The organism is Rhizobium sp. B230/85 (assembly GCF_019355735.1).
In the GTDB taxonomy this organism is placed as follows: domain Bacteria; phylum Pseudomonadota; class Alphaproteobacteria; order Rhizobiales; family Rhizobiaceae; genus Rhizobium; species Rhizobium rhododendri.
On sequence record NZ_CP072158.1, the window covers coordinates 121763 to 147307 of the forward strand.

The 25545-nt window shown below is 61.3% G+C and carries 23 protein-coding genes; 10 read left to right on the forward strand and 13 right to left on the reverse strand.

Annotated features, from left to right (window positions below):
• Nucleotides 1–15: 15 nt before the first annotated feature.
• From J5289_RS25660 to J5289_RS25700, 9 genes are all read right to left on the reverse strand, one after another.
• Complete coding sequence (locus J5289_RS25660; RefSeq protein ID WP_209185574.1) at nucleotides 16–741, reverse strand: HAD family phosphatase; 726 nt, start codon at nucleotides 739–741, stop codon at nucleotides 16–18.
• Nucleotides 738–1454 carry a hypothetical protein gene (locus tag J5289_RS25665; protein ID WP_209185573.1) on the reverse strand — a complete coding sequence of 239 codons (717 nt, stop codon included), beginning with the start codon at nucleotides 1452–1454 and terminating at the stop codon, nucleotides 738–740. The genes J5289_RS25660 and J5289_RS25665 overlap by 4 nt, the downstream gene beginning before the upstream one ends.
• A gap of 178 nt (nucleotides 1455–1632) precedes the next feature.
• Nucleotides 1633–2133 carry a hypothetical protein gene (locus tag J5289_RS25670; RefSeq protein WP_209185572.1) on the reverse strand — a complete coding sequence of 167 codons (501 nt, stop codon included), beginning with the start codon at nucleotides 2131–2133 and terminating at the stop codon, nucleotides 1633–1635.
• A 110-nt stretch (nucleotides 2134–2243) separates the two neighbouring features.
• The gene (locus J5289_RS25675) at nucleotides 2244–2696 is read right to left on the reverse strand and encodes an RpiB/LacA/LacB family sugar-phosphate isomerase (protein ID WP_142825031.1); all 453 of its coding nucleotides are present in this window, start codon (nucleotides 2694–2696) and stop codon (nucleotides 2244–2246) included.
• 39 nt (nucleotides 2697–2735) lie between these two features.
• Nucleotides 2736–3503: a triose-phosphate isomerase gene (locus J5289_RS25680; protein ID WP_209185571.1), complete on the reverse strand. Its 768-nt coding sequence runs from the start codon at nucleotides 3501–3503 to the stop codon at nucleotides 2736–2738.
• Nucleotides 3504–3584: 81 nt separating this feature from the next.
• Complete coding sequence (locus tag J5289_RS25685) at nucleotides 3585–4517, reverse strand: sugar phosphate isomerase/epimerase (RefSeq protein WP_209185570.1); 933 nt, start codon at nucleotides 4515–4517, stop codon at nucleotides 3585–3587.
• Nucleotides 4518–4581: 64 nt separating this feature from the next.
• Nucleotides 4582–6093, reverse strand: coding sequence for a glycerol-3-phosphate dehydrogenase (locus tag J5289_RS25690; protein ID WP_142825034.1), 1512 nt, complete (start codon nucleotides 6091–6093; stop codon nucleotides 4582–4584).
• A gap of 82 nt (nucleotides 6094–6175) precedes the next feature.
• Entirely contained in the window at nucleotides 6176–7744 is a 1569-nt protein-coding gene (locus tag J5289_RS25695; RefSeq protein ID WP_209185569.1) for an FGGY-family carbohydrate kinase, read from the reverse strand.
• A 74-nt stretch (nucleotides 7745–7818) separates the two neighbouring features.
• Complete coding sequence (locus J5289_RS25700; protein ID WP_209185568.1) at nucleotides 7819–8784, reverse strand: sugar-binding transcriptional regulator; 966 nt, start codon at nucleotides 8782–8784, stop codon at nucleotides 7819–7821.
• A gap of 687 nt (nucleotides 8785–9471) precedes the next feature.
• On the opposite strand from J5289_RS25700, the gene J5289_RS25705 reads away from it, so the two are divergent.
• The 8 genes from J5289_RS25705 to J5289_RS25740 all read left to right on the forward strand — a co-directional run bounded on the left by J5289_RS25705 (nucleotide 9472) and on the right by J5289_RS25740 (nucleotide 19213).
• Nucleotides 9472–10128, forward strand: coding sequence for a DUF2291 family protein (locus J5289_RS25705; RefSeq protein ID WP_209185567.1), 657 nt, complete (start codon nucleotides 9472–9474; stop codon nucleotides 10126–10128).
• Complete coding sequence (locus tag J5289_RS25710) at nucleotides 10125–11669, forward strand: sugar ABC transporter ATP-binding protein (protein WP_209185566.1); 1545 nt, start codon at nucleotides 10125–10127, stop codon at nucleotides 11667–11669. Before J5289_RS25705 ends, J5289_RS25710 begins: the two co-directional genes overlap by 4 nt.
• A gap of 23 nt (nucleotides 11670–11692) precedes the next feature.
• Nucleotides 11693–12793 carry an ABC transporter permease gene (locus J5289_RS25715; RefSeq protein WP_209185714.1) on the forward strand — a complete coding sequence of 367 codons (1101 nt, stop codon included), beginning with the start codon at nucleotides 11693–11695 and terminating at the stop codon, nucleotides 12791–12793.
• A 70-nt stretch (nucleotides 12794–12863) separates the two neighbouring features.
• Nucleotides 12864–13823, forward strand: a complete 960-nt coding sequence (locus J5289_RS25720; RefSeq protein WP_142825039.1) for a D-ribose ABC transporter substrate-binding protein — start codon at nucleotides 12864–12866, stop codon at nucleotides 13821–13823.
• A 309-nt stretch (nucleotides 13824–14132) separates the two neighbouring features.
• Nucleotides 14133–15026 (forward strand): DeoR/GlpR family DNA-binding transcription regulator, encoded by an 894-nt coding sequence (locus tag J5289_RS25725; RefSeq protein WP_209185565.1) that lies wholly within the window; start codon nucleotides 14133–14135, stop codon nucleotides 15024–15026.
• A 172-nt stretch (nucleotides 15027–15198) separates the two neighbouring features.
• Nucleotides 15199–16731, forward strand: coding sequence for an FGGY-family carbohydrate kinase (locus J5289_RS25730; protein WP_209185564.1), 1533 nt, complete (start codon nucleotides 15199–15201; stop codon nucleotides 16729–16731).
• Complete coding sequence (locus J5289_RS25735) at nucleotides 16728–17501, forward strand: DeoR/GlpR family DNA-binding transcription regulator (protein ID WP_209185563.1); 774 nt, start codon at nucleotides 16728–16730, stop codon at nucleotides 17499–17501. Before J5289_RS25730 ends, J5289_RS25735 begins: the two co-directional genes overlap by 4 nt.
• Before the next feature lie 47 nt (nucleotides 17502–17548).
• The gene (locus J5289_RS25740; protein WP_247749371.1) at nucleotides 17549–19213 is read left to right on the forward strand and encodes a glycerol-3-phosphate dehydrogenase/oxidase; all 1665 of its coding nucleotides are present in this window, start codon (nucleotides 17549–17551) and stop codon (nucleotides 19211–19213) included.
• Nucleotides 19214–19326: 113 nt separating this feature from the next.
• On the opposite strand, the gene J5289_RS25745 is transcribed toward J5289_RS25740, so the two are convergent.
• A complete protein-coding gene (locus J5289_RS25745; RefSeq protein WP_142829415.1) occupies nucleotides 19327–19812 on the reverse strand; it encodes a helix-turn-helix domain-containing protein in 486 nt (161 codons plus the stop codon).
• 107 nt (nucleotides 19813–19919) lie between these two features.
• Here J5289_RS25745 and J5289_RS25750 point away from each other — a divergent pair, with 107 nt between their 5' ends.
• Together J5289_RS25750 and J5289_RS25755 are read left to right on the forward strand one after the other, a co-directional pair.
• Nucleotides 19920–21161: an MFS transporter gene (locus J5289_RS25750; RefSeq protein ID WP_209207543.1), complete on the forward strand. Its 1242-nt coding sequence runs from the start codon at nucleotides 19920–19922 to the stop codon at nucleotides 21159–21161.
• Nucleotides 21162–21327: 166 nt separating this feature from the next.
• On the forward strand, nucleotides 21328–21654 hold the full coding sequence (locus J5289_RS25755) for a DUF1236 domain-containing protein (RefSeq protein WP_209185560.1): 327 nt from the start codon (nucleotides 21328–21330) through the stop codon (nucleotides 21652–21654).
• A 68-nt stretch (nucleotides 21655–21722) separates the two neighbouring features.
• Here J5289_RS25755 and J5289_RS25760 read toward each other — a convergent pair whose 3' ends face one another.
• The 3 genes from J5289_RS25760 to J5289_RS25770 form a co-directional block, all read right to left on the reverse strand.
• Entirely contained in the window at nucleotides 21723–22724 is a 1002-nt protein-coding gene (locus tag J5289_RS25760; RefSeq protein ID WP_209185559.1) for a sulfate ABC transporter substrate-binding protein, read from the reverse strand.
• 184 nt (nucleotides 22725–22908) lie between these two features.
• Entirely contained in the window at nucleotides 22909–23835 is a 927-nt protein-coding gene (locus J5289_RS25765; RefSeq protein ID WP_219276645.1) for a glyoxylate/hydroxypyruvate reductase A, read from the reverse strand.
• 94 nt (nucleotides 23836–23929) lie between these two features.
• Nucleotides 23930–25288, reverse strand: a complete 1359-nt coding sequence (locus J5289_RS25770) for an aspartate aminotransferase family protein (protein ID WP_209185557.1) — start codon at nucleotides 25286–25288, stop codon at nucleotides 23930–23932.
• Nucleotides 25289–25545: the final 257 nt, after the last annotated feature.

The following is a 25545-nucleotide window of genomic DNA, read 5'->3' on the forward strand; positions in this document are numbered from 1 at the left end:
AGAATCCTGATCGGGTTACGCTGTCTTGCGATGGGAGATTGCGGATGTGCCGGCATTTGCCGCTTCAGGCCTTGCGGGGTTGAGATCAGCGGCGCCCTGCCCCAGCATGCGGCCCATGTCTGCGAGCTCGATCTCGCTGATGCGCTGCATGATCCGCTCGTAGGTCACATCGGCGGGCGTGCCTATGACGAGCACATGACCGCCGCTTGCACGCGCCGCCCGGATGCCGTGCTCGTTGTCCTCGAGGATCAGGCACTCATGCGGCTCGACGCCGAAGCGCTGCATTGCCGAGAGGTACATTTCCGGATCGGGCTTTGCCTTGGCGACATCCTCGTTGGAGACAATGGCATCGATGAACGGCGAAAGCGCTGCGAGCCGCATCATCACCTCGATGGAATTGCGGATCGAATTTGAGCAGACGGCGATCTTGCGCCCCGACTTGTGCAGGCGTGAGAGCGCCTTCTGGTGGTGGAAGACGGGCTTGCAACGCAGATGGGTGAGTTCGATGGTGTAATTCTGCTTCAGCCCGTTCAGCAGATCGTGCAGCCCGCGCGGCAGTCCATGAGCCGCCGTCAAAATCTCTAGCTTGCGACGTGTCGGCAGTCCATCGAAGGTGGACAGATGGGATTCGCGGCTGATCGTGTAGCCGAACAGCTCGAGCGCGCGGTTCAGCGCCTCGTAATGCCAGTCCTTGGCGTCGATCAGGACACCATCCATGTCGAATAGAACGGCTTTGATCATGCTGCTTCACTCCCGAAGTAAACAGCTGCGGCATCGGGAAAATCCGTGCAGAGCAGCATGGAGGCGAGATCCAGGTTTGGTCGATCCCGCAGCGACGACCAGAAGGTTTCGTGCGGGCGCTTGTGCAGCTCTGGCGAAACCAGCGCGATCGGCTTGCCATTCGTGGACAGTCCCTCTGCCACGTCGACCTGGGGAAATTCGCCGGTAAAATTGTCGAGCCAGATGCCGGCCGATTCTGCGGCCAGAGCGGGCGTCGGCTCGTATTCGCTGACGCGCGTGTAGACCGGCATTCCAGCCCTGATGTAGGCCAACATGTCCGGGATCGACATATCGAAGACGAAATAGGAATTGACGCCGTGGGCGCGCAATGCGCGGTGGGTCATTTCGGCAAGACCGTCGGCCTTGATGTTCAGCGCCAGCGTTCCCGTGCAGCCATTGACGGCGTAGAAATCGAGTAGCCAGTCGAAGGTGATGATGTCGTCGGAACGGGTTGGCGGATCGTGGGAGATGACGAGTGCGCCATCGAGATCGCGAATGTCAGTTTCGAGGCCGAACCCGGCGAGGAGCGCGCTGCAAAGGGCAGTGCGCGAATTTCTCGCGACGTGTTCGTTCCAGCTGCCGCGATGAGCAAGGATGCTGCTTCTGGCAATCGTGCCCATTCTACCGCCCCATCCAAGATCACCGATCAGCACATGCTGTCGCTGCATGGCCATGCCGCAGCAAAACCATGAGTCGCGCTGTCGAGGTCATTGGAGGGGCTGCAGCTTGTGCCAGCCTTATGGTTGAACGATATGCGGGGAAAATCGTACGATAGCGATCAAGTCAAGGTTGTAGGCCCGGCGGCGGGACTTCGTACGGAAGATGGAAATATCAATCGGGCGCGTCGCGCGATCAGTGCGCCCGCAGCTCTATTGATTGCTCCGCAGACGCCGCTATGTCCGTGGAAGCTGTAACCTGCTCGGCCATGCGCGCGGAGAGATCGAAGAGCTCCGTCAGTTCCTGATGCTCGCGGTAGGCCGACAGCCAGTTCTGCTCGCTGGCAGCCTTTGCTTCCGCGGCATCGTCTATCCATGACACGAGGGGGTCGCGTGGTTCTTCCTGATCGGAAGGGTCGTCGATCGGCTGAAACTGGGCGATCAGGAGGCCAATTTTCTGTAGCTGAGAGCGCTGCTGCATCCGGCGTTCGTTGGCGATCAGCAGTCGGAAGGCGTTCACCAAGGTGCCCTTCGGTGAAGGCAGTTCTTCGATGTCTACAAGCCTTGTCTCGGCAATCGGGTTGGCTTTCAGGTAGACGAGAAACTCGCGGACAATGTGACCGGCGTGCAGCAGCGGCGCTGTGTCCATCGGTGTTTCCGACGTGCTCTGCTCGAGCGTTCTGTCCTGGAGTTCCATCTGTAAATCCTTCCGATTGCGCTCGTTAACGCATTCGAAAGGAATTGGTTCAACTGACGCCCGTACGGGCATCCACGGCCTCAGCTGGCTGAAACCGTGGAGGTTATGCTTTAGTCGCGGAACTTGCTGTCGAGTTCGTTGATGGCGGCGACGTTGGAGGCGCTGCGGCCGTTTTCGTCGAAGGTCTGGGCGAGGTAGGCATCGGCGATGGATTTTGCGACTTCGCTGCCGATGACGCGCGAGCCCATGGTGATAATCTGGGCGTTGTTGGAGAGGGCTGCGCGTTCCGCCGAATAGGTGTCGTGGCAAAGGGCGGCGCGGATGCCGGGGACCTTGTTAGCGGAGATCGACACGCCGATGCCGGTGCCGCAGACGAGGATGGCGCGGTCGTATTTGCCGGCCAGCACATCGGCAGCGACGCGAGCCGACAGATTGGCGTAGAATTCGTCCGAGCCATCGGTGGGCTTGGAGACTTCGGAGACCTCGTGGCGGTCCTTCAGGTATTCGGCGAGGACGTGGGCGAGCCCGTTTCCGGCGCTATCGCCAGCGATTGCGAGTTTCATGGGTTTTCTCCTTCGTGTGTGAACTGGATATGGGGTCGATCAGAGAACGGCGCAAACACGGGCCAGGATGTCGAGATAGCCGGTGACATTCCAGGCCGAGCGGCCGATGAATAGGCCGTCGATATGGTCGCAGGCCGCGAGTTCGGCGCAGTTGCCGGGATTGACGGAGCCGCCGTAGAGGCATGGCACGCGGCGCCCGAGGATGCCCTCCGCGACCTTGATGATCTCGGCTTGGCGGGCGTCCGCATAATCGGCTTTCGCGGGGATGCCATTTTCACCGATGGCCCAGACGGGTTCGTAGGCGAGCAGCAGCGGTGCTGTCCGCTGTTCCGCGCTGAGCTTGCCCAGCGCGCCGCGCACTTCGGCGGCCAGAACCTCGTCGGCGCGGCCGCTCTCGCGGTCGGCCAGCGTTTCGCCGATGCAGATCAGCGGGATCATCCCGTGCCGCACGGTCGCCTCGACCTTGAGACCGACCGTCTCGTCGGTTTCGCCAAAGAATTCGCGTCGCTCGGAGTGGCCGAGTTCGACGACATCCATGCCGCAGTCGACCAGCATCAGCGGCGAAATCTCGCCTGTCCAGGCGCCGGATTCAGCCCAGTGCATGTTCTGGGCACCGACCTTCACGGCACTGTCCTTCAGCATCGCCTTGACTTCGCGGATAGAAGTGAACGGCGGGATGACGAAACATTGCAGGCGCGGATCGTTGACGATCTCGGCGCTGGCAAGCCCCTCGGCAAAGCTGCGCGCCTCTGCGAGCGTCTTGTTCATCTTCCAGCTCGTGCCTATCCAGAAAGGCGTCTCGGTCATGGTCTTCTCCCCCGGCGCTAAAGGCTGCGCCCAAATTCATGCAACTAAGGTGACAACCGGCGCCGCCAAGGCGGTGGCCGGCTAGAGGTTAAGGTCGGCAATGCCGGTGTCGATGTGCGGCGCCCAGAAGGCGATCGATTCGGCGATCTGCTCGATCACCTGCCGGTCGTTGGGCTCGCGCTCCTTGAACGACAGCTCCAGGCAGATTTCATTGTCTTTCGCGCCACCCTCGGCGAAGGCAGCCAGCAGCGGCTCCGGCTGCACACGCCCCTTGGCGTTGAATTCCGCCGTGAACGGACGGTGGCCGCCCTTGTCCATCAGCGATTGCTTGATGTGGATGATCGGCGACACCGGCGGCACTGCCCGTGCCCAGGCATAGGGGTCGATATCGTCCGGATTGCTGCTGGTGACATCGCCGTGGTCGATATCGGCCATCATCCACATCGGCACCGCCATGTTGGCTGCGGTCAGACGATCCTGGAGGGCAAAGCTGGCGGCGATGGTTTCGCCGAACTCGCGGCCGATCGACATCGGCTCCCAGAACACGTAGCTCAGACCCGCTACCTTGGCATGCTCGGCGACCTCGGCCCAGCAATCGATGGCGATCTGAATCAGCTCTTCGCGCCGCGCCGTATCGTCGAAATCGCGATAGGTGAAAATGGCAAACTGCGTGCCGACGGAGCTACCGCCGAGATCTGCGGTGATGTCGGCGAAGGTCTTGAACCATTCGACATAGTAGCGCCGGACATCCGCATCCGGATGGCCGAAATGGTTGAGGCGGCCATAGGGCCCTGTCATGCCGGAGGTGATGCGTATGCCGGTATGGGTCAGGGCGGCGCGCATGTCACGTGTCAGCCTCCGGATGACGGCAGCGGGCCAGGATGGGTTGATGAACTCGTGCGTCAACTGCACATCGCGGATCTTCAGGTCACGCGCGATGGCGCCGATCAGGTCGGCCGGTTCGGCGTAGCGGTTGACCAGCGGGTTGGTGTTGAGCGACAGCGTCAGCCCCATCGGTAGCTCCTGTAAACGGCGCGTGGCCGATCCCGTCGACCACGCCTGTAAAAATCGAAACGGCTCAGGCCGAGCGCGCCATCTGCCCATCGAACCAGGCGCCGAAAGCGGCCTTTTCGTCGGCACTCATGTGCAGGCCGTGCTTGGTGCGGCGCGTCAGGATATCTTCCGCCGTTTCGGCCCATTCCTGCTCGATCACGTAGCGCACTTCTGCCTCATAGAAGTTGGGCCCGAAACATTGGCCGAGGGCTGCCACCGATGTGGCACCTCCGATCAGCTTCGATGTGCGGGCGCCATAGAGGCGGGCATAGTGGCGGGCGAGCCCGCGTGGCAGCCAGGCATAATCGCGCTGCAGCTTTTCGAGAAAGCGCGGCACGTCGGCGCCCTCGATGTCGCCACCCGGCAGGATGCCCTTGGCCGTCCAGTCCGGTCCCATCTTCGGGAAGGTCGCCTGCAACTTCTGGATCGCGTGCTCGGCGAGCTTGCGGAACGTGGTGATCTTGCCGCCGAAGACATTCAGCAAGGGCGCGCCGCCCGTCGTGTCTAGGTCGAAGACGTAGTCGCGGGTAACGGCGGAAGGGTTACCCTTGCCGTCGTCGTAGAGCGGCCGGACGCCGGAGAACGTCTGCAGCACATCCTCGCGGCGGAGCGTCTGCTTGAAGTAGCGATTGACGGCGTTGAGCAGGTATTCGATCTCGCTCTCGTCGGCCGAAACGGCTTCAGGAGCACCTTCGTAGGGGATGTCGGTGGTGCCGATCAGGGCCTTGTCGCCCTCGTAGGGGTTGATGAAGATCACGCGCTTGTCGTGGTTCTGCACCAGATAGGCCTGCGGTCCGTCCCAGAATTTCGGCGTGATGATGTGGCTGCCCTTGACCAGCCGAACGTTGCGGCTGGAATTGGTGCCGGCGACGCGGCCGATGATGTCGTTGACCCAGGGGCCGCCGGCATTGACCAGAGCCCGCGCCATGACGACGCGCTTGGCGCCGGTTCGCGTGTCCGTCATCTGCACCCGCCACAGATCGCCCTCGCGCCGGGCGGAGTTGCAGACGGTGCGCGTCAGTACTTCGGCGCCGTGTTCGGCGGCATCCTTGGCGTTCAGCACGACCAGGCGGGCATCGTCGACCCAGCAGTCGGAATACTCGAAGCCCCTGGTATATTCGTCCTTGATCGGTGCGCCTTCCGGATCGCGCCTGAGGTCGAGCGTGCGGGTTGCCGGCAGTTTCTTGCGGCCGCCGAGATGGTCGTAGAGAAACAGGCCGAGCCGCACCAGCCAGGCGGGCCGATCATTGGGGCTGTGCGGCAGCACGAAACGCATCGGCCAGATGATGTGGCTCGCTGAGTTCAGCAGCACTTCGCGCTCGATCAGGGCTTCGCGGACCAGGCGGAATTCGTAATATTCCAGGTAGCGCAACCCACCATGCACCAGCTTGCCGGAGCGCGACGACGTGCCCTGTGCCAGGTCGTCCTTTTCGCAGAGGATCACCGACAACCCACGGCCTGCAGCATCGCGCGCGATGCCGGCGCCATTGATGCCGCCACCGATGATGAACATGTCTACCGTTTGAATATCGCTCATCTGCATTCTCCTGCGGCACGTGCCAGTGTCTTGTTCCGGTTCTGCCGGATGTGATTGTCGATCGGACTTATTCTCGTGGGGATCATGCAGCCGGCGCCTGCTGCGCCGCGAGCATGTCCCATACGGGCTCGAGTGCCTCGCGCGCCTGCCTGTATGCTGGAAACGTCCGGTCGTAGACCGGCACCAGCGACGGGTCCGGTGCTGTACCCGCACCGAGCAAGGGCGTGACCCATTCGGCGATGCAGGCGTTCATGTCGGGGTAGACGCCGACAGCCACTGCCGCCATCATCGCCGCACCGGCAGCCCCGGCCTCCTCGCGCGCCGAGACGCGGACACTGGCGCCGGTAGCCGCAGCAAGCACGCCGCCCAGTGCCTTCGAGCGAGCAGCACCGCCCGTCAGCCGCAACTCGCGCGGCAGTGCACCCATCGCCACGTAGCAATCCCGCGCTGCCATGCCGAGACCCTCGATAACGCTGCGCAGGAGATCGGGATAACGATGGCCGGCATTCAGCCCGATGAAACCGGCGCGCGCGCTGGCGTTGACGAACGGGCCTCGTTCTCCGGCTTCGGAAATGTAGGGGTGATAGAGAACGGCGCCCGGCCGGCTGGCCGCCATCCAGTTGTCGATGCGGGCGACCATCTCTGCGTGGGAAGGTGCAGTACCAGCCTCGCCGATAAGGTCGGCGGCCACGTGCAGGATCCAGTCGAGATTGAGTGTCGCTGCCATGTTGGTCTGCATCTGCGTCACCATGCCTGGCACCGGCAGCGCCATGATATAGCCTGTTCCCTCGGCATTCAGTTGCGCATCGGCTGTTGCGACCGGACGCATGTGGACGCCGGTCGAGCCGATGACGGTGCAGGCGGCATTGAGGTCGCCGGTCCAGACGCCTGCCCCCATGCCGGTCATCACCATGTCGACATAGCCGAGACTGACAGGCGTGCCCTGCTTGAGGCCAGTTGCGGCAGCGGCGGCTGCCGTTAGCGGATGCGTTACCTCGGTTCCGTCGATGATTTCCGGAAGAAGATGCCGGCGCGATGAAAGCCCCAGCGCCGCAATTACACCGTCGTCATAGGCGCGGCTGCGAAAATCGCCGAAGGTCCAGCACGCTTCGGATGGGTCCGTGGCACGAACCCCGGTGAGATTGAGATAGAGCCAGTCCTTGCAATGCAGCGCCACTTCGGCGCGGTCGAGCAGTTCGGGCGCGGTGGCAGACATGTGCGCCATCTGTGCGCCCTGCTGGCAGGTGTTGAGGCCGGTTCCGGTGGTCTCGAAGCGCGTGCGCTCGCCGGATGCGCCGACCAGCTTTCTGACCGTCGGTGCGGCGCGCGCATCGAGCCAGATCCAGGCATCTCCGACCGGGGCATCGTTAGCGCCCACCAGCCAGGTGCCATCCCCCTGTGCCGTTACGGCGACTGCAGCAGTCCGCGCGGCAAGCCCCGGGACCTTTTCGCCGAGTCCCCGGAGTGCAGCGGCACATTCGTCCCAGGTTCGGGCAAGCGGTTGCGTCGCCGAACCGTCCTGCCCCGAATTATAGCGGTTCGCGACCGATGCCGAGGCGATCTGCCGTCCGGCAAGATCGAAGGCCACGGCCTTGATCACCGAGGTGCCGGCATCGATACCGACGAGGATGTCCTGTCCGGCATCAGCCATGGAACTTGGTTCCCGTTTCGCTGTGGCTCAATATCATGCTGTTATTCATAGAACTCTCCCCCTCACCCGTCCCCTCAGGCCAGGTTATCTAGCAGCAGTGCTTGCGCCGTGCGTTCGTCAGTGATCAGTCCGCTCAGCAATCCGCTTTTCATCACCGCCGCGATCGCCCCGACCTTATTCTTGCCGCCAGCAATCGCGACGATACGCCGGCCCTTCATGGCATCGAGACCCGGCGACAATGTTCGCGCCGACAGCGATGTCTCCACCGCCTTGCCGGTCCTGTCGAAGAAATGCCCGAGCACTTCGCCGACGCCTCCGAGTTCGCGGACTTCGGCGATCTCCGCCGCCTCGATCATATGCGACGCCACAAGCTGTGCGTCCGGCTCGACAGTGCCGATGCCGACGATCATCGGATCGGCGCCTGCCGCAAGTTCGAAAATCTCGCGCACGCCGCGTTGCGACAGGAGAACCTCGCGATCCTCCATGGTGTTGGCAAACAGCGGGATCGGCATGACGTAGGCAGCGGCCGCTGTTTTCTCGGTCAGGCGATGCATCACATCGTGCGGGTTCGCCGCATAGTTTCGTGTCACCCCGCCGAGCAGCGAAACGAACCGTACCCGGCTGGCATCGAGGCGTGCCATTTCCTTCACGGCCGCCGCCAGCGTCCGGCCGTGTCCTATGCCGATCACGCCGCCTTGGAAGTTCTCGATCTCGCGCTGCAGAAAGCCGGCCCCGGCCATGCCGAGTGCCTTGAGAGGCAACCCCTGTTCATGCAGATCAGGGACCACCTCCGCGTAGGTGAGGCCGTAGTCGCGCTCCAACTGGCGCTCGAGCGTCACGCACTCGGCGATGTCGCCTTCGATCGTCACCTTCACGGCACCGTTCTGGTTTGCGCGCGCAATCAGCCGGTGGGCTTTAACGCTGGTGATGCCGAGGCGGTTGGCGACTTCGGATTGCGTCAGGCCGGCAGCGTAATGAAGCCAGGCCGCGCGCACGGCGAGGCTGTCTTCATTGTCGCGCTTGTCGGCAAATCGCGCCATGTGCTTTCCGAAGCCTCCAGATTCAACTGAAATTATTGTCGCTCAATGTAATTTTTTGCACGTTTTTATAACATAAGTCAACATTATCACATGTCGTATTCGGGGGAATTTCGGATGGATTGCGAGGGGTACTGCCTTTGCAGGTCTCCGTCGCTTCAAGCGGCAGCCTGCAGAGTTAAGCAGGTCGTACTAACCCGAATTTACCGAAATATGCATTAATTTTGAGCATTTTGAGCTAGAAATTGCCATGAATTGACGGTTTTTGCATACCGAATAGACTCATGTCTTGGTCAATGCGGTTTAGGTCCGGTCTATCCGGGGGCTTCACTTCACACTCTTATGTTGCTCACTCGGCTTGGAGCTTTGTTTTTTGTCCTCTGAAACGGTTTGGAGGTAATTGACAACATCCTGGGTATATCACATATTGAAAGTGGCTGATAACATAAATATACCACAGCCGGTATCGGCGGGTTGAGGAAACTCCGCTTCAAGTGACATTCATAATGCAGAGGGTTTTCCATTTGGAGCCTGACGCAATCCGCCGCTTGGAGGAGGGGCGACCATGCAAGTTTCAGCGCCTCACCCCGTTCGTCTTCATCGTTTCGCTGTCCCTGTCGCCATTGGCAGTGCGCTCTGGCGCGGCAGCCTCTCCCCTTCCCGCATCGTCAAGTCAAAGGTGGTCACACCATGAGCAATCTGGTCGGTACCTCGATACCCAATCCTCCCAAGCCCCGCCTCGGCCTGATCATCGGTTCCGTCGCTATCGTCGTACTGGTCGCTGCCATGGCGCTCGATACCAAGGTGGTGAAGATCGGCTCTGAGGCGGGCGCGCAGCCCAATGCGTTCTCGCCCGAAACATTCGGTTCGACCGAGTTTCCGAAGATCCAGGCGGCTATCGAGAAGCGCGCAGTCAGCGCGGACACCTTGGCGACGGCGATTGCAGCGAACAAGGACGCGGCGGCTAAGCAGTACGGCGTGCCCGGTGGCGTAGGGCCCGAAATTTCGGTCAAGTTCACCGGCGTCGTCGGTGCGGCCAAGTCCGGCATCTACACGGTAGCAGTTCCCGGCGTTCCGAACACGGTGACGATCCGTGTCCAGACTGGGCCGGCGATCAACGGGACCGACCTGCGCGATTCGACCGGCACCGTGACGTTCGACCAGTTCACCAACCAGATCGAATATCAGAATGCCGGCTCGGCCCTGAACAAGGAAATGAAGGCGCAGGTGCTCTCCAAGATCGACACAGCAAACCTCACCGGCAAAACCGTGTCGGTCGTCGGCGTCTTCCAGCTCATCAACCCTAACAGCTGGCTTGTCACGCCGGCCAAGCTGGATGTCCAATGAGCGCCGCACTCAAGCCCGCACCGCAGAACGGAGACATCGTTCTTTCAGCGCATAACGTCGCCAAGTCCTATGGTAACGTTCATGCCCTCAAAGGCGTAAACTTCGATATTCGTCGCGGCAAGGTGACGACGCTGTTCGGCGAAAACGGCGCCGGCAAGTCGACGCTGATGAAGATCCTGTCAGGCGTGGTGACGCCGACCTCCGGGGATATTGTGCTCGATGGCGAACGCGTGGTGTTCAATTCCTCGACCGATGCCCGCGATCGCGGCATTTCCATCATCCATCAGGAACTCAGCCTGGCGCCCAATCTGAGCATCCGCGACAATATCTTCATGGGTCGCGAGATCAGAGGCCCGATGGGTGTCGATTTCGCCGAGGAAGCCCGCCAGGTCAAGGCGCTGATGGCGGATCTCAACGAGGATATCGATCCGATGACCCGCGTCGAGGAGCTCAGGCTCGGGCAACAGCAGATCGTCGAGATCGCCCGCGCCCTTTCCGTCGATTCCCGTATCCTGATCATGGACGAGCCGACATCGGCGCTGAGCGCAACCGAGGTCGAAGTGCTGTTCAAGGTCATCCGCGATCTTACCAGCCGCGGCGTGTCCATCGTCTATATCTCCCACCATCTCGAAGAAGCGCTTCAGATCACCGACTATGCCGTGGTGCTGCGCGATGGAGCCATGACGGCCAAGGCTGACGTCAAGGACATCGACCTCGAATGGATCGTCCGCAACATGGTCGGCGAAAACTTCGATCTCGGCTCGCCGCCATCGGGCTACGAGTTTGGCGATGTCGCGCTTTCGGTCAGCGGCGTCAGCGTCGCCGATGCCTCGGGTACCGGCTATTCCGTGGTCGACAACCTGTCGCTGGACGTGCGTGCCGGCGAGATCGTCTGCATCTACGGCCTGATGGGCGCCGGTCGTACCGAGCTGCTCGAATGCGTTGCAGGTCGCGTCCCGTCCACCGGCGGCAAGGTGATGCTCCAAGGCCAGGACGTGTCGAAGCTCAGCATCGCAGATCGCATCGGTCGCGGGCTGGCCCTTGTTCCCGAAGATCGCCAGCGGGACGGGCTCGTCCAGACGATGTCTGTTGGTACCAACCTGTCGCTCGCCAGCATCGGCACCTTCGTGAAGGGCATGCTGCTGTCGCACAGCCGCGAAAAGGCGCTGATCGACGATTCCATCCGCAATGTCCACATCAAGACGGCAGGCGGCGGCGCGCCGATTGGCTCGTTGTCCGGCGGCAACCAGCAGAAGGTCGTCATCGGCAAGATTCTCGCCACCCATCCGCGCGTCATCCTCCTCGACGAACCCAGCCGCGGCATCGATATCGGCGCCAAGGCCGAGGTCTTCAAGCTGCTCGCCGAACGGGCAGCGCAGGGGCTTGCGGTGGTGTTTTCGACCTCGGAAGTCTCGGAATGCCTGAGTATCGCCCACCGCATCATCGTGATGAGCAAGGGCAGGATCTCGGCGCAGTTTGGGTCCGACGCAACAAAAGAGCAGATCATGGCCGCCTCGGGCGAAGCGGTGATCGAACAATGACGAAGAAGAACGGAGCCATGACCATGAGCGAAGCTGGTCCATCCCGCACAACCACCAAGCCAGGCCTCTTCAGCGGCGGCTTCGATCTCGGCCGCCTGCTGCTCGAGGGGCGCGCCTTCTTCGCGCTGATCCTCATCATCGTCGTCTTCTCGATGCTTTCGCCCTATTATTTCTCGACCGCCAACTTCCTGACGATGGCCTCGCACGTTGCGATCTTCGGCATTCTCGCCGTCGGCATGCTGCTGGTCATCCTGAACGGCGGCATCGATCTTTCGGTCGGGTCGACGCTCGGCCTCTCCGGTTGCATCGCTGGCTTCATGATGCAGGGCATCACGCTGAAGGTGTTCGGCGTCATCCTGTTTCCCCCGGTCTGGGTCGTCGCCGTGTTGGCCTGCTGCCTCGGCGCGCTCGTCGGGCTGGTCAACGGCGTGTTGATTGCCCGCTTCAAGGTTCCAGCCTTCGTCGCGACGCTAGGCGTCATGTACATGGTGCGCGGCGTGGCGTTGCTGATGACCAACGGCCTCACCTACAACAACCTCGGCGGCAAGCCCGAACTCGGCAACACGGGCTTCGATTGGCTCGGCTTCAACCGGTTGGCCGGCGTGCCACTCGGCGTCGTCGTCCTCGTCGTCATCGCGTTCCTCGTCAGCGTCATGCTCAATCGCTCCGCCTTCGGTCGCTGGCTTTATGCTTCCGGCGGCAACGAGCGGGCAGCCGAACTCTCCGGCGTTCCGGTCAAGCGTGTGCAGATCCTGGTCTACGTGCTTTCCGGCGTTTGCGCCTCGATTGCCGGCCTGATCCTGTCCTCGCAGCTGACGTCGGCCGGGCCGACGGCCGGGACATCCTACGAATTGACTGCGATTGCTGCTGTCGTCATCGGCGGCGCGGCGCTCACCGGCGGACGCGGTAATATCCGTGGCACGCTGCTCGGCGCCTTCGTCATCGGCTTCCTGTCCGACGGTCTGGTGATCATCGGCATCTCGTCCTACTGGCAGACGGTTTTCACCGGCGCGGTCATCGTGCTCGCGGTGTTGCTCAATGCCATCCAGTATAGCCGCCGCGCCAAGAAACCCGTCTCGACGGGCGGCCAGACCACTTCTCCGCAACTGGGAGGTAAAGCGTGAAGGCTTGTTCCGCAGCCGAGAAGAATACCGGGTAACCGGGCACTACCATCAACCAAGGAGGAAAGTTTCCATGTTCAACAAGACAAGACTTCTCATGCTGTCGGCTGTCGTTCTCGCCGGACCGCTTATGGCCGCATCGTCCACCTCGGCATTCGCCGACGGCCTGATCTCCATCATCGTCAACGACCCGGCCAACCCCTACTGGCTGACCGAAGGCAACGTTGCTGCTGCCGAAGCCAAGAAGCTCGGCTATACCTCGAATGTCGGCGCCCACAAGGGTGATACCAACACCGAGAGCAACCTGATCGACACCGCGATCACCAACAAGTCGGTCGCGATCATTCTCGATCCGGCCAATGCCAGCGGTTCCGTCGGTGCCGTCAAGAAGGCCGTTGCCGCTAACATTCCGGTGTTTCTGGTCAATGCTGAAATCAACCAGGCCGGTCTTGCCAAGGCACAGCTCGTGTCGAACAACGCCCAGGGCGCTGCCCTCGGTGCGCAGGAGTGGATCAAGTCTGTCGGCGACAAGGGCAAATACGTCGAACTGCTCGGCGCGCCTTCCGACAACAACGCCGCAACCCGTTCTAACGGCTACGAGACCGTGCTGACCCAGTATCCGGACCTCGAAAAGGTCGGTTCCGACGTTGGCAACTGGGATCGTACCCAGGGTCACGACAAGATGCAGAACCTGCTGCAGGCCCATCCGGACATCACCGGCGTCATCAGCGGCAACGATGAAATGGCACTGGGCGCTATCGCTGCGCTGAAGGAAGCCGGCAAGCTCAAGGGCATCAAGGTCGGCGGCTTCGACGGTTCGCCGGATGCTGTGGCTGCCATCAAGGCCGGAGAACTGCAGTACACCGTTCTGCAGCCTGTCGCCGTGTTCTCGGCAAAGGCTGTCGACCAGGCAGATTCGTTCCTGAAGACGGGCAAGACCGGTGTCGACACCGAGAAGCAGCTCTTCGATTGCCTGATCATCAACAAGGACAACATTGCCAAGTATACGGCACCGTTTACTCTGTCCGAATAATCCGACTTTGGGGGCGGCCTTCGGGCCGCCTCCTCTCTTCATGACGAAAGCCCGGGATAGCCCGACTTGTCCACACTCTAGACCGTTGGCATGTCAGTCGCGACGCATTACCGTTTGTGACGACGCCCTGTTCGCGTCATAGATGATGGACGCCGGGCGGGACAACCGCCCAAGTGAACTCGAGCATGCCGGCCCGAACGTGATGATACTGTCCTCGCAGCTGCTGAAGACGACGGGTGATGTACATGATGCCTCTGCGACGTTGCTCGTGGTCGCATCCGACGGCGTGGCAGGCGTGGGCCGGTGATCATGGGTGACCACGACGATACCGGCGAAGCTGCGGACAATCCTCTGATGCAGGAGCAGGTTCCGAGCGACACGCGGCTGGCGCGTCAACTGGCCCGCCGCCAGCAGATGACCGAGGCCGTCATGGCCGAAGGCTCGGTACGCATCGAGGATCTGGCCGAACGCTTCGGCATCAGCCTGATGACTGCCCACCGGGATCTCGACGAACTCGTCAGCCGCGGTATCCTGCGCAAGACGCGCGGCATTGCCTCGGCGGCGCCGACAAGCCTGATCGAATCCAGCGACGTCTACCGCTCCAGTCGCCAGTCGGTCGAAAAGCGTGCGCTTGCGCTTGCGGCAATGCGCTTCGTCGAGCCCGGACAAGCGATCTTCTTCGACGATTCCACCACTGTGCTGCAGATGGCGCAATTCCTGCCCTCCGCCGTGCCGCTTACCGTCATCACCAACTCGCTGACGCTGATGAACGATCTCAAGGGTATCCGCGACCTGACGTTGCTCGGTCTTGGGGGCCAGTACTACAACTGGTGCAATGCCTTCATGGGCCGCATGACCACCCACGAGATCTCGCAGCTGCGGGCCGACACGTTGTTCATGTCGATGTCTGCGATCACCGACGATATCGCTTTTCACCAGTTTCTCGAGATGGTCGATACCAAGCGGGCGATGTTCGATTCCGCCTCCACCCGCATCCTTCTCGCCGACAATACGAAATTCGACCGGCGTGCCCTGCACGTCTTCTCGCCGCTTACCGATTTCGACATCGTCATCGTCGACGACGGCACGCCGCCGGTCCATATCGCCCGCATGCGCGACAAGGGCATCAATGTTGTTGTGGCTCCGACGCGCGGCTCAAGCCATGCATCCGCGCTGAAGCGATACGATCCCCAGGCCCGATAGCTCTCTGTCACGTCACTGAAACAAGGCGGTTGAAGCACCTTTTTACCCTTTGCTAAATGTAACATCACTTGACGTGAACTTACCATGTTTATATGATCCAGTGATGTTGCAGCTGTGGTACGAGCGCTCGTCTTGACGCTCCCGCACCCGGTCGTAAAAGGGAGCGAAAACCATGCCCAGCCTGCTAGGGATCGACAACGGCCTGACTGTCACCAAGGCGGTCATCTTCGATATCGACGGGACGCAGCTTTCGGTGGCGCGACGCCGGGTGCCGCAGTCGATACCCCGGGCGCGCTTTGTCGAGCGCGACATGGCAGGCCTCTGGCAGGCGACAGCAGAGGCGATATCGGAGGCGATAGCCCTTTCCGGCCGGCCGGCCGACGACATCAAGGCCGTTGCCGCCACTGCCCACGGCGACGGGATATATCTTCTGGACCACGCTCTCCAGCCGCTCGGCCCCGGCATCCTTTCGCTTGATAGTCGCGCCGGCGGTATTGTCGACCGCTGGTCGGAAGGATCGCTGTTTGACGAAGCGCTGGCCCTGACCGGCCAGGTGCCGCATGCATCTGCGCCATCGGCCTTGCTTGCCTGGTTGAAGGAAAACGATCCGGAGCGGTTCGGCCGCATCGGCCATGTTCTCGCCTGCAAGGACTGGCTGCGCTTCTGCCTCTCCGGCACGATCGGCACGGACCGGACCGAGGCAAGCACGTCCTTCACCGATGTCAGGACGCAAGCCTATTCGGCCGAGGCCTTGCGCATCTACGGGCTGGAGCAGGTGGAAAGTGCCCTGCCGCCCATCGCAGATTCCAGTGATATCGTCGGCCATGTCACGGCCGCGGCCGCAGCTCTTACCGGGCTCGTCGAGGGCACCCCCGTTGCCTGTGGCCTGCACGATGTCACTGCTTCTGCGCTCGGCATCGGCGGCCATGTCGAAGGTGTGATCAGCATCGTTGCTGGCACCTATTCGATCAACGAGGTCGTCTCGGCGGAACCGCTCACCGATCCCCGCTGGTTCTGCCGCAACGCCATTGCGCCGGGCCAGTGGAACGCCATGTCGATTTCTCCGGCCTCGACGGCCAATTACGACTGGTTTCTCGACACCTTCTGCCGGAAGGAGCAGGACGCCGCCGCCACTGAGGGTGGCTCCATTCATGCGCTGCTGGCAACCGAGATCGACGCGGCGCTGCAGCGGCGCTCGACGATCCTCTTCCACCCCTATCTGTTCGGTTCGCCCTACGGCAATCTTGCCAGCGGCAGCTTCCTCGGCCTGCACGGCTGGCACGACCGGGGCGACATGCTGAAGGCAGTACTGGAGGGGATCGCCTTCAATCACCGCACCCACGTGGATGCGCTCCGTGACGGCTTCCCATTCGGCCAGGTGCGGCTGACCGGCGGCGCCTCACGCAACCCGGCCTTCGCCCAGATGTTTGCGGATATCCTGAACCTGCCGGTGACCGTCACCTCGACGGACGAGCCGGCGGCCTTCGGCGCCGCGCTTTGTGCCGGCACGGCCATCGGCGTCTATGCCTCTCCGCAGCAACCGCATCTGACCGTCGGCGCCACCAGCCGGACCTATCAGCCGGATGCCGCCCGCAGCGCCGTGTTCAACGAGCGCTTTGGCCTGTACTCGCGCCTCGCCGAAGCCTTGAAATCGGAGTGGCCAGCGATCGAGCGGCTGGGCATGCCGCCGGAGACCGTCGCGTGATCAAGGCCGACGAACGGCGCGAGGAAATCGCCAACTATGTCATCAAGTGCGGTCAGGTCCGCATCGATGATCTTGTGACGCATTTCGGCGTGTCGCGGATGACCATTCACCGCCATATCGAGCAGCTGGCCCAGCAGGGCGTATTGCGAAAGCTGCATGGGGCTGTCACCGTGCAGCCCTCCGGCATCTATGAGAGCACGTTCCGCTACCGCATGACGGTCGGGCGTGTCGAGAAGGATGCACTGGCCCGCGCCGCGCTGGAATATGTCGAGGCCGGACAGGTGGTGATGCTCGACGATTCCACCACGGCCAGCGCCGTGGCGCCGCTGCTGGCCGAGATCAAGCCGTTGACGGTCATCACCAACAGCGTGTCGACCGCAGAGGTGCTGATCCATGTCGAGGACATGGATTTCATTTCCCTCGGCGGCCAGTTTCACCGCACCTACAACGCCTTCATCGGTCTCGTCACCGAGAATGCCATCTCGCGGCTGCGCGCCGACATCCTGATCTGCTCCACCTCGGCCATCACCGGCACGACCGGGTTCATCCAGGACCAGCAGGTCGTGCGGGTCAAGCAGGCGATGATGGCCGCCTCCCGCCGCCGCCTGCTTCTCGTCGACCATGGCAAATTCGACAGGATGGCGCTGCACGTGTTCGACGAGCTGACGGCATTCGACGCCGTGCTGGTCACCGACGGCATCGCCGACGCAACAGCGCAAAAGCTTGAACAGGCCGGTGTACGGCTGAAAATCGTAAGGATGGCATCATGACTTCCCCGGAAACAGCATCGGTCGATTTCGCCAGCCGCCTTGCGACTATGACCAATGAGGGCAGTGTCGATGTCGTGATCCTTGGGGCCGGCATCAACGGCGCCGGTCTCTTCCGCGATCTCTGCGCCCAAGGTATCAACTGCCTGATCGTCGAAAAGACGGATTTCGGCGCAGGCACTAGCGCCGCACCTTCGAGGCTCATCCATGGCGGGCTCAAATATCTCGAAACCGGCGAATTCGGCCTGGTGGCGCAATCGACTCTCGAGCGCAATCTGCTTTTGAAGAACGCTCCCCATTGCGTCACCGCGCTGCCGACGATCATTCCGATCTTCTCCTGGACCAAGGGCATCTTCGCGGCGCTGCGCACGCTGTTCGGCTCCACCAGCGCGCCCCGCAGCCGAGGTGCGATCCTCATCAAGATCGGCCTTTCCATCTACGACTACTACGGCTCGCGCGACCGGGTCATGCCACGCCACAAGCTTATCGGCCGAAAGCAGGCCCTGCGCGACATCCCGGCTATGACCAAGTCAATCGTCGCCACCGGCACTTACTACGACGCCAAGATCAGCCATCCGGAACGGCTGGTGCTGGAACTGGTGACCGATGGCCTCGACGCAAATCCGCGCTCGGCCATGGCCAACTACACGACGTTGACATCCGCCAAAGACGGCGTCCTGACCTTCCAGCCGGAGAACGGCCCAGCCTTTTCAGTGCGGCCGAAGTTCGTCGTCAACGCCGCCGGGCCGTGGATCGACCATGTCAACGCCGCCCTCGGCGTGCCGTCGAAAATGATCGGCGGCACCAAGGGATCGCATATCCTGCTGAAGCACGACGAACTGCTGAAGGCGCTAGACGGCCGGATGATCTACTTCGAGGCCGATGACGGGCGTATCTGCCTCGTCTACGACTATCTCGGACTTGCGCTGGTCGGCTCGACCGATATCCCCGCAGACAACCCCGACAGTGTCGTCTCGGAGCCGCAGGAAATCGACTATATGATCAACAGCCTCCGCGGCCTGTTGCCGGGCATGACCTTCGATCACAGCCAGATCGTCTACGCCTATAGCGGTATTCGCCCGCTGCCGGCCTCGAACGCATCCATCCCCGGTCTCATCAGCCGCGACCATTCCGCACCGGTCGCCGAACCCGATAAGGCCCGCCCCTTCCCGATCATCTCGCTGATCGGCGGCAAATGGACGACATTTCGCGGCTTTGCCGAAGAGGTGACCGACACCATCCTCAAGCGCATGGGCGCCAGCCGCAAGACCACGACCCGCGCCATGCCGATAGGCGGCGGCAAGGACTTTCCCACCACCGCTGCGGCCCGTGCCGAATGGTTGAAGCGGGAAAGCGCCGAGACCGGCCTCGATATCCCTCGCCTCGACCAGCTCCTGACACGCTACGGCACCAAGGCCCGGGAGATCGCCCGCTACCGCGGCAAGTGGACGGACCGCGATCGCTTGCCGGATTCGACGGATCACAGCCTCGCGGAAATCGACTACATCCTCCAGAACGAGGGTGTAGAGCACCTCTCCGACATCGTCATGCGCCGCACCACGCTCGCCATCACGGGATCGCTGACGCTGAACGACCTGCAACGGATCGCTGCCACCGTAGCTGTCATGCGCTGTTGGGATGAGACGCGGGTGTCAGCCGAGATCGACGCGGTCACGACACAGCTCGCCAAGAGGAACCATATGCGGGTGAAGTGAAGTTGCTGGCGGGAGGTGGTGCCGGATATTGCCAATGGGCAAGAATCTTGCCGAATAGACAGTCGTTCACAGGAGACAGCATCGCCTCGGCAGCCGTGCTGCACCAGAGGCGGTCATCGCGTGTTCGAAAAGTGAACCTTGCTAGGCTTTGGAATAACAGGGTTCTGGACCTGGGTGTCGCTCCAGATGAGTTCTCGGCCATCCACCGATGTCACTTCGAGGCGGGAAACAAGAGCACCGTTCTTCTTGTCCACCAGTGAAGATCGCTCTTCCTCGGGAGCGAACAGATTTTCTTCACCCCACTGGCGAAGAGCCACGATGACGGGGAACAGTCTGCTTCCCTTGGTTGTCAGCACGTATTCCCGATAGGCTGTGCCATCCGAGGCAGGCGCAGTTTCAAAGATTCCACGCTTCACGAGGTCGCGCAACCTGCTCGCTAATACGCCCTTGCCGATACCCAATCCGGTCTGGAATTCGCTAAAACGGCGGGCGCCATCAAATGCGTCGCGAATAATGAGCAAAGACCACCAATCCCCTATCACATCCAAGGAACGCGCTACCGGGCACCCTGAATTCCAGAGACTGACGCGCTTGACCATCGGCTCTCACTCCATGCAATCATTCTGGTTCTAACTTAGAACTAGAAATAACGCAATCCAGCGGGTCTGATGAAAAACAGGATTGAATTCATGCAGAGGATTGCAAGATGGAAGACGGATCGACCTACGCGGCACTCGGACAACAGGTTAAGGGCTTGTCAACCACGCAGACATTGATCGTCGCAGCATTCGCGGGTCTAAGCGTGGCGAATGTCTATTATGCCCAGCCACTGCTCGATATCATGGCACTTGATTTTGGGATGTCATCCGCGGCCACTGGATCTATCGTCACGCTCACGCAGATTGGCTACGGACTGGGCTTAATCTTCATCGTACCGATTGGCGATCTTTTTGACCGTCGATGCCTTATCGTCGGCCAGGGCGTCCTTTCAGCAATTATCCTGATGGTCGTGGCGACAGCCCGGACGGAGACAATCCTGTTTTCTGGCATGGCCGCCATGGGGCTTCTGGCTGTGGTCGCTCAGGTTCTTGTCGCATACGCCGCCGCGTTGGCAACGGTTGCCCAGCGAGGCAAGGTTATCGGTACGGTCACAACTGGCATCGTGATGGGCATTCTTGCCGCACGATCCATTGCTGGTTCGGTGGCCGACCTCGGCGGTTGGCGTGCGGTCTACATGCTGTCTGCAACGCTTACCTTGTTGATGGTCTGCCTTCTTTTGCGGGCCTTGCCTTCACATCATCCTGAACAGAGGTCAGAAACCTACATTTCTGCGGTCAGCTCGGTGCCGATCATGATCCTGCGTGAACCGGTACTGCTTATCCGAGGCATCCTCGCACTGCTCATTTTTGCTGCGTTCAGCACATTTTGGACAGCGCTCGTTCTTCCCCTTACAAATCAACCTTTCTCCTACAGCCATACCCAAGTCGGTCTGTTCGGCCTCGTCGGGCTGGCAGGCGCGGTTGCTTCGACATATGCAGGCAAGCTTGCCGACCGAGGACATGCCCATTGGACAACGGGAATTTCCCTGTTGCTCCTGCTGATATCTTGGGGCTGGATCGCCTTTCTTCCAGTTTCAATTCCAATACTGCTGATTGGAGTGGTTTTACTCGATCTGGCAGTTCAGGCGGTGCATGTCATCAGCCTGAGCATCATCGTGGCCTTGAATTTGCAGAAGAGCGGTCGTCTGATCGGAGGCTACATGGTCTTCTACTCAGTCGGCAGTGCGGTCGGGGCAATTGCCACGACAACGATCTATGCCCGTTTTGGTTGGTCAGGTGTCAGCGCGCTGGGAGCAACGTTTAGCCTGGGGGCATTGGCACTATGGTTAGCCACATCTCGGTTCTCGGAGATAGGTCGGGGAATCCATTTCTCTGATGGGACGGACTAATGGCCGCTGTTGGCCGATCGCGCTCACCCGAGACTCCCGTACCACCCCACCCTTCACCTCCCATGACAGCCATCGCAAAGCGTGATGGCTCCTGCGTGTCCGGGGTGGAACGTACAAGGCTCCACAACCGTTCTCGTTATGACAATTCCATTTTGGAGATCATACGATGGTTAAGGCCCTGATAGTCTCAGGCGCTCTTGCGCTTACAACTCTTACCGTTATCGGCTACGCAGCGAGTGCATCCGGCGCGGGTGCGGCTGGTGTCGAGACGATGGCTGCGCCTCCGGGTGCCGTGGTCTCGTTTGTCGAGGGGCAGCCTAACCCGGTGTCGACAGCCCTTGTCGAGGAGCCAGTCGTCGTCGGCCAGGCGCTCTCGTCGCATGTCATCCTGGTGCCGGTGCCGGACAATGCGAATTACGCCTATGCGATCGTCAACAACCAGCGGGTCATCGTTGAGCCCGCAAGCCGCAAGGTGGTGCAGATCATTCCTTGATCGGTTGCTGCAAGCAGGCATGACAAACCCGCCGGTCGCCCGGCGGGTTTGTTCGTTCTGGAGGTCTATCAGTGCTTGCCGAACGACTGGTCGAGCAGGCCGCCGTCCGCGAAATATTCTTTCTGAACCTTGTCCCATGAGCCAAAGACGTCTTCGACCTTCAGAAGCTTGACCTCCGGGAAATCGGCCTTGAACTCGGCGGTGACGGCGGGATCGTTCACGCGGTTGCCGTTTTGCGCCAGGATCCGCTGGCCATCGCCTGTGTAGAGAAAGTCGAGGTAGGATTTGGCCACCTCGCGCGAGCCGCGCTTGTCGACGACCTTGTTGACGATGGCGACCGGGAATTCCGCCAGCAGGCTGACGGCCGGCGTCACCACGGCGACCTTGTCGGCGCCGAACTGTTTGGCGATACCGCGGGTCTCCGCCTCGAAGGTCACCAGCACGTCGCCGATGTCGCGTTCGACGAAGGTCGTGGTTGCGGCGCGTCCGCCGGTGTCGAAGACCGGTACGTTGCTGAACAGCTTCTTGGTGAAGGCAGCAACCTTGGCATCGTCGTTGCCATAGGCCTGCTTGGCGAAGGCGACGGCGGCAAGATAGGTGTAGCGGGCATTGCCAGACGTCTTCGGGTTGGGAAAGACGACCTTGACGTCGTCACGCACCAGATCGTCCCAGTTCTTGATGTTCTTCGGGTTGCCGGCCCGCACCAGGAAGGACGGGAAGGAGTAGAAGGGCGAGGCGCCGTTCGGAAACTGCTGCTTCCAATCGGCAGATACAGCGCCCTTTTCGGCGAGGTGGTCAATATCGGTCACCTGGTTGAACGTCACCACGTCGGCATCCAGTCCCTCGATCACGGCACGCGCTTGTGCGGAAGATCCGGCATGGGACTGCTTGACCGTGATGTCCCGGCCGGTGTCGGCCTTGTATTTGGCGACGAACGCCTTGTTGACCGCGACGAAAAGCTCGCGGGAAACATCGTAGGATACGTTGAGGATCTTGTCCGGCGTTTCGGCCATAGCCGCGCCGGAAAGAGCAGCAGCCAAGGCTGCGCCGAACATCAAGGACCGATACATGAAAACCCCCGGAATATGCTGAAATGTGCCGCAAAATTATGCCAACCCACCTCGCGATACGAGGTATGGATTGGCATCGCTGGCAGCGACTTGGAAAATATTGCTCTTTCATCCACATAAACGGGATGAGTATGCTGCAGCGCTATTTCCAGCCCACATTGCTCCGGCGCTGGCTTGGCGCGCGTCAGTAGCCGCTCGTCTTGTCGACTAGGTGCGGAATGGCCTCGCCGCGCTCGAAACGCATGACGTTGCGGGCTATTTCCAGCACGGCGATGCGCGGATGGGTGGGCGCTGCCACGTGCGGGCTGACCCGGATATCGGGATGTCGCCAGAACGGGTCGCTCTCGGGCAACGGCTCGATGCGGAAGACGTCGAGGACGGCGCCGCTGAGCTGGCCGCTGTCGACAGCAGCAATCAGGTCGGCATCGACGACATGGCCGCCGCGCGCACCGTTGATGAAAAAGCCGCCTCTGGCCTGGGCGTTGAACAGGTCGGAACCGACGATGTTTTCCGTCTCTGTCGTCAGGGGCAAAAGGTTGACGAGAATATCGGCGCCGGTGACGGCCGCTACCAGGCTATCCCTGCCGGCGAAGGATTGCGCACCCTCGATTGCGCGCCCGCTGCGGCTCCAGACGCGTGTCTTAAACCCGAAGGCGACGAAATGCCTTGCAACCGGTGTTCCCAATGCACCGGCGCCGAGGATGGTCACGATGCGCTCATGGGCCAGCTTTTCGGCCTGCGGCTGCCAGCGCAATTCGCGCTGGAACCGCTCGTAGAGGCGGATGTTGCGGTGCCAGGACAGCGCCTCTGCCAGTACCCATTCCGTCATCCCTTCCGCCAGCCCATCGTCCACCATCCGCACGATCGGCGTCTTCTCGGCGATTTCGCCGGAACGCAGCAGGTGCTCGATGCCTGCGTTAAGGCTGAGGATAAGCTTCACCTCCGGCAATGCGACCATCAGGCCGGCCTTCGGACGGCCGACGACGAGATAGTCGATCGGCGCTTCGCCCGGCTGCGGCATGTCGATGAGGATCTCGTGGGCGGGAAGTGCCGCCCTGAAAAGGGCAGCCAGGTCTTCGCTGCCTTCGGCAATCAACAGGCGTTTCATCATTTTATCCTGGTCTTGGCTGTTATGCGCGCACGCGCTTCCCCTTCGGTCGACCATCAGGCAATCGTCGACCGAAGGAGAGAGTTCAAAGGCTAAATCAGTGGGTCGACAGTTCCGTCTGGAACTCCTCGATCGAGCGCTCGAAGATGTCGAAGATATCGTTGATCTGGCTCTGCGTGGTGATCATCGGCGGGCACAGCGCCAGCGAATCGCCGATGGCCCGGGCTATCAGTCCGTTATTCTGCAGGATGGCAAACAGCTTCGGCCCGAGCATGCCGGGCGCAAAGCCTTCTCGGGGCGCAAGCTCCAGCGCACCGATCAGGCCGGCGCCACGGGCTTCGATTGCCAGTGGGTGTTCGGCCAGGCCCTTGAGGCGCGAAAGGAAGTTGCCGCTGAGATCGCGGACGTTGCCGACCAGATCGCGCTCCTCGATGATCGCCAGGTTTTCCAGCGCCACCGCCGCAGCGACGGGATGACCTGCGGCCGTCACGCCATGACCGAAGGTGCCGATGACCTTGGATTCGTCGGCGATCGGCTGGTAGACCCGGTCGTTGATCAGCAATGCCGAGATAGGCAGGTAAGATGAGGAGAGCTGCTTCGACAGCGTCATGATGTCGGGGCGCATATCGTATGTGATCGATCCGAACATGTTGCCGGTACGTCCGAAACCGCAGATCACCTCGTCGGCGATCAGCAGGATATCGTGCTTGGCGAGCACAGCCTGAATGGCGCTCCAGTAGCCTTCCGGCGGCACGATGACGCCGCCGGCGCCCATCAGCGGTTCGCCGATGAACGCTGCAATCGTTTCCGGCCCTTCGGCCATGATGATTTCTTCGAGCTCTGCGGCCAGCCGCGCCGAGAAGGCCAGCTCGCTTTCGCCAGGCTTGGCAAAGACGCGGTGGTGCGGGCAACCCGTATGCAGGATACCCGGCATCGGCAGGTCGAACGAGCGATGGTTGTTCGGCAGGCCCGTCAGGCTGGCGCTCGCAAGCGTTACGCCGTGATAGCCTTTGACGCGGGAGATGATCTTCTTCTTGGCGGGAAGGCCCAGCGCATTGGCGCGATAGCGGATCATCTTGACGACGGTATCGTTGGCTTCCGAGCCTGAATTCGTGAAGTACGCCTTCGACATCGGCACAGGCGCCATGCCGATCAGCTTTTCGGCCAGATCGACGGAAGGTGCGTGGCTCTTCTGCGTGAAGGTGTGATAGTAGGGCAGCTTCTCCATCTGCCGGGCCGCAGCCTCGACAAGTCGCTTTTCGCCAAAGCCGACACCGACGCACCAGAGGCCGGACATGCCTTCGATGTATTTCTTGCCCTCGTTGTCGTAGACATAGATGCCTTCGCCGCGCTCGATGACCAGTGGCCCTTCCGCCTCGTTCTTCCGCGCGTTCGTATAGGAATGCATGTGGTAGGCGGCATCGCGCGCCTCGACGGAATTGGCTTTATATGTCACGAGCGTCTCCTTGAATCATCCTCTGTCTACAGTGCAGCAGCGCGCCTTGTTGTCAACGACAGCATCGCTCGGGCAAGCGATTGGGCGGATTTCTTGACGCAGACCTGCCACTCGGCCGCGAACGACTTTTCGACATTTAATAAGGCTCCCTTGCAGTCACGAATTAGTGAACAAGTGTGACCTTGCATCGGAACCTTTGTTCCAACGGCGGGTTACAGACCCTGTGATACTCAGCCGAAATCGGCTCGATATACGCA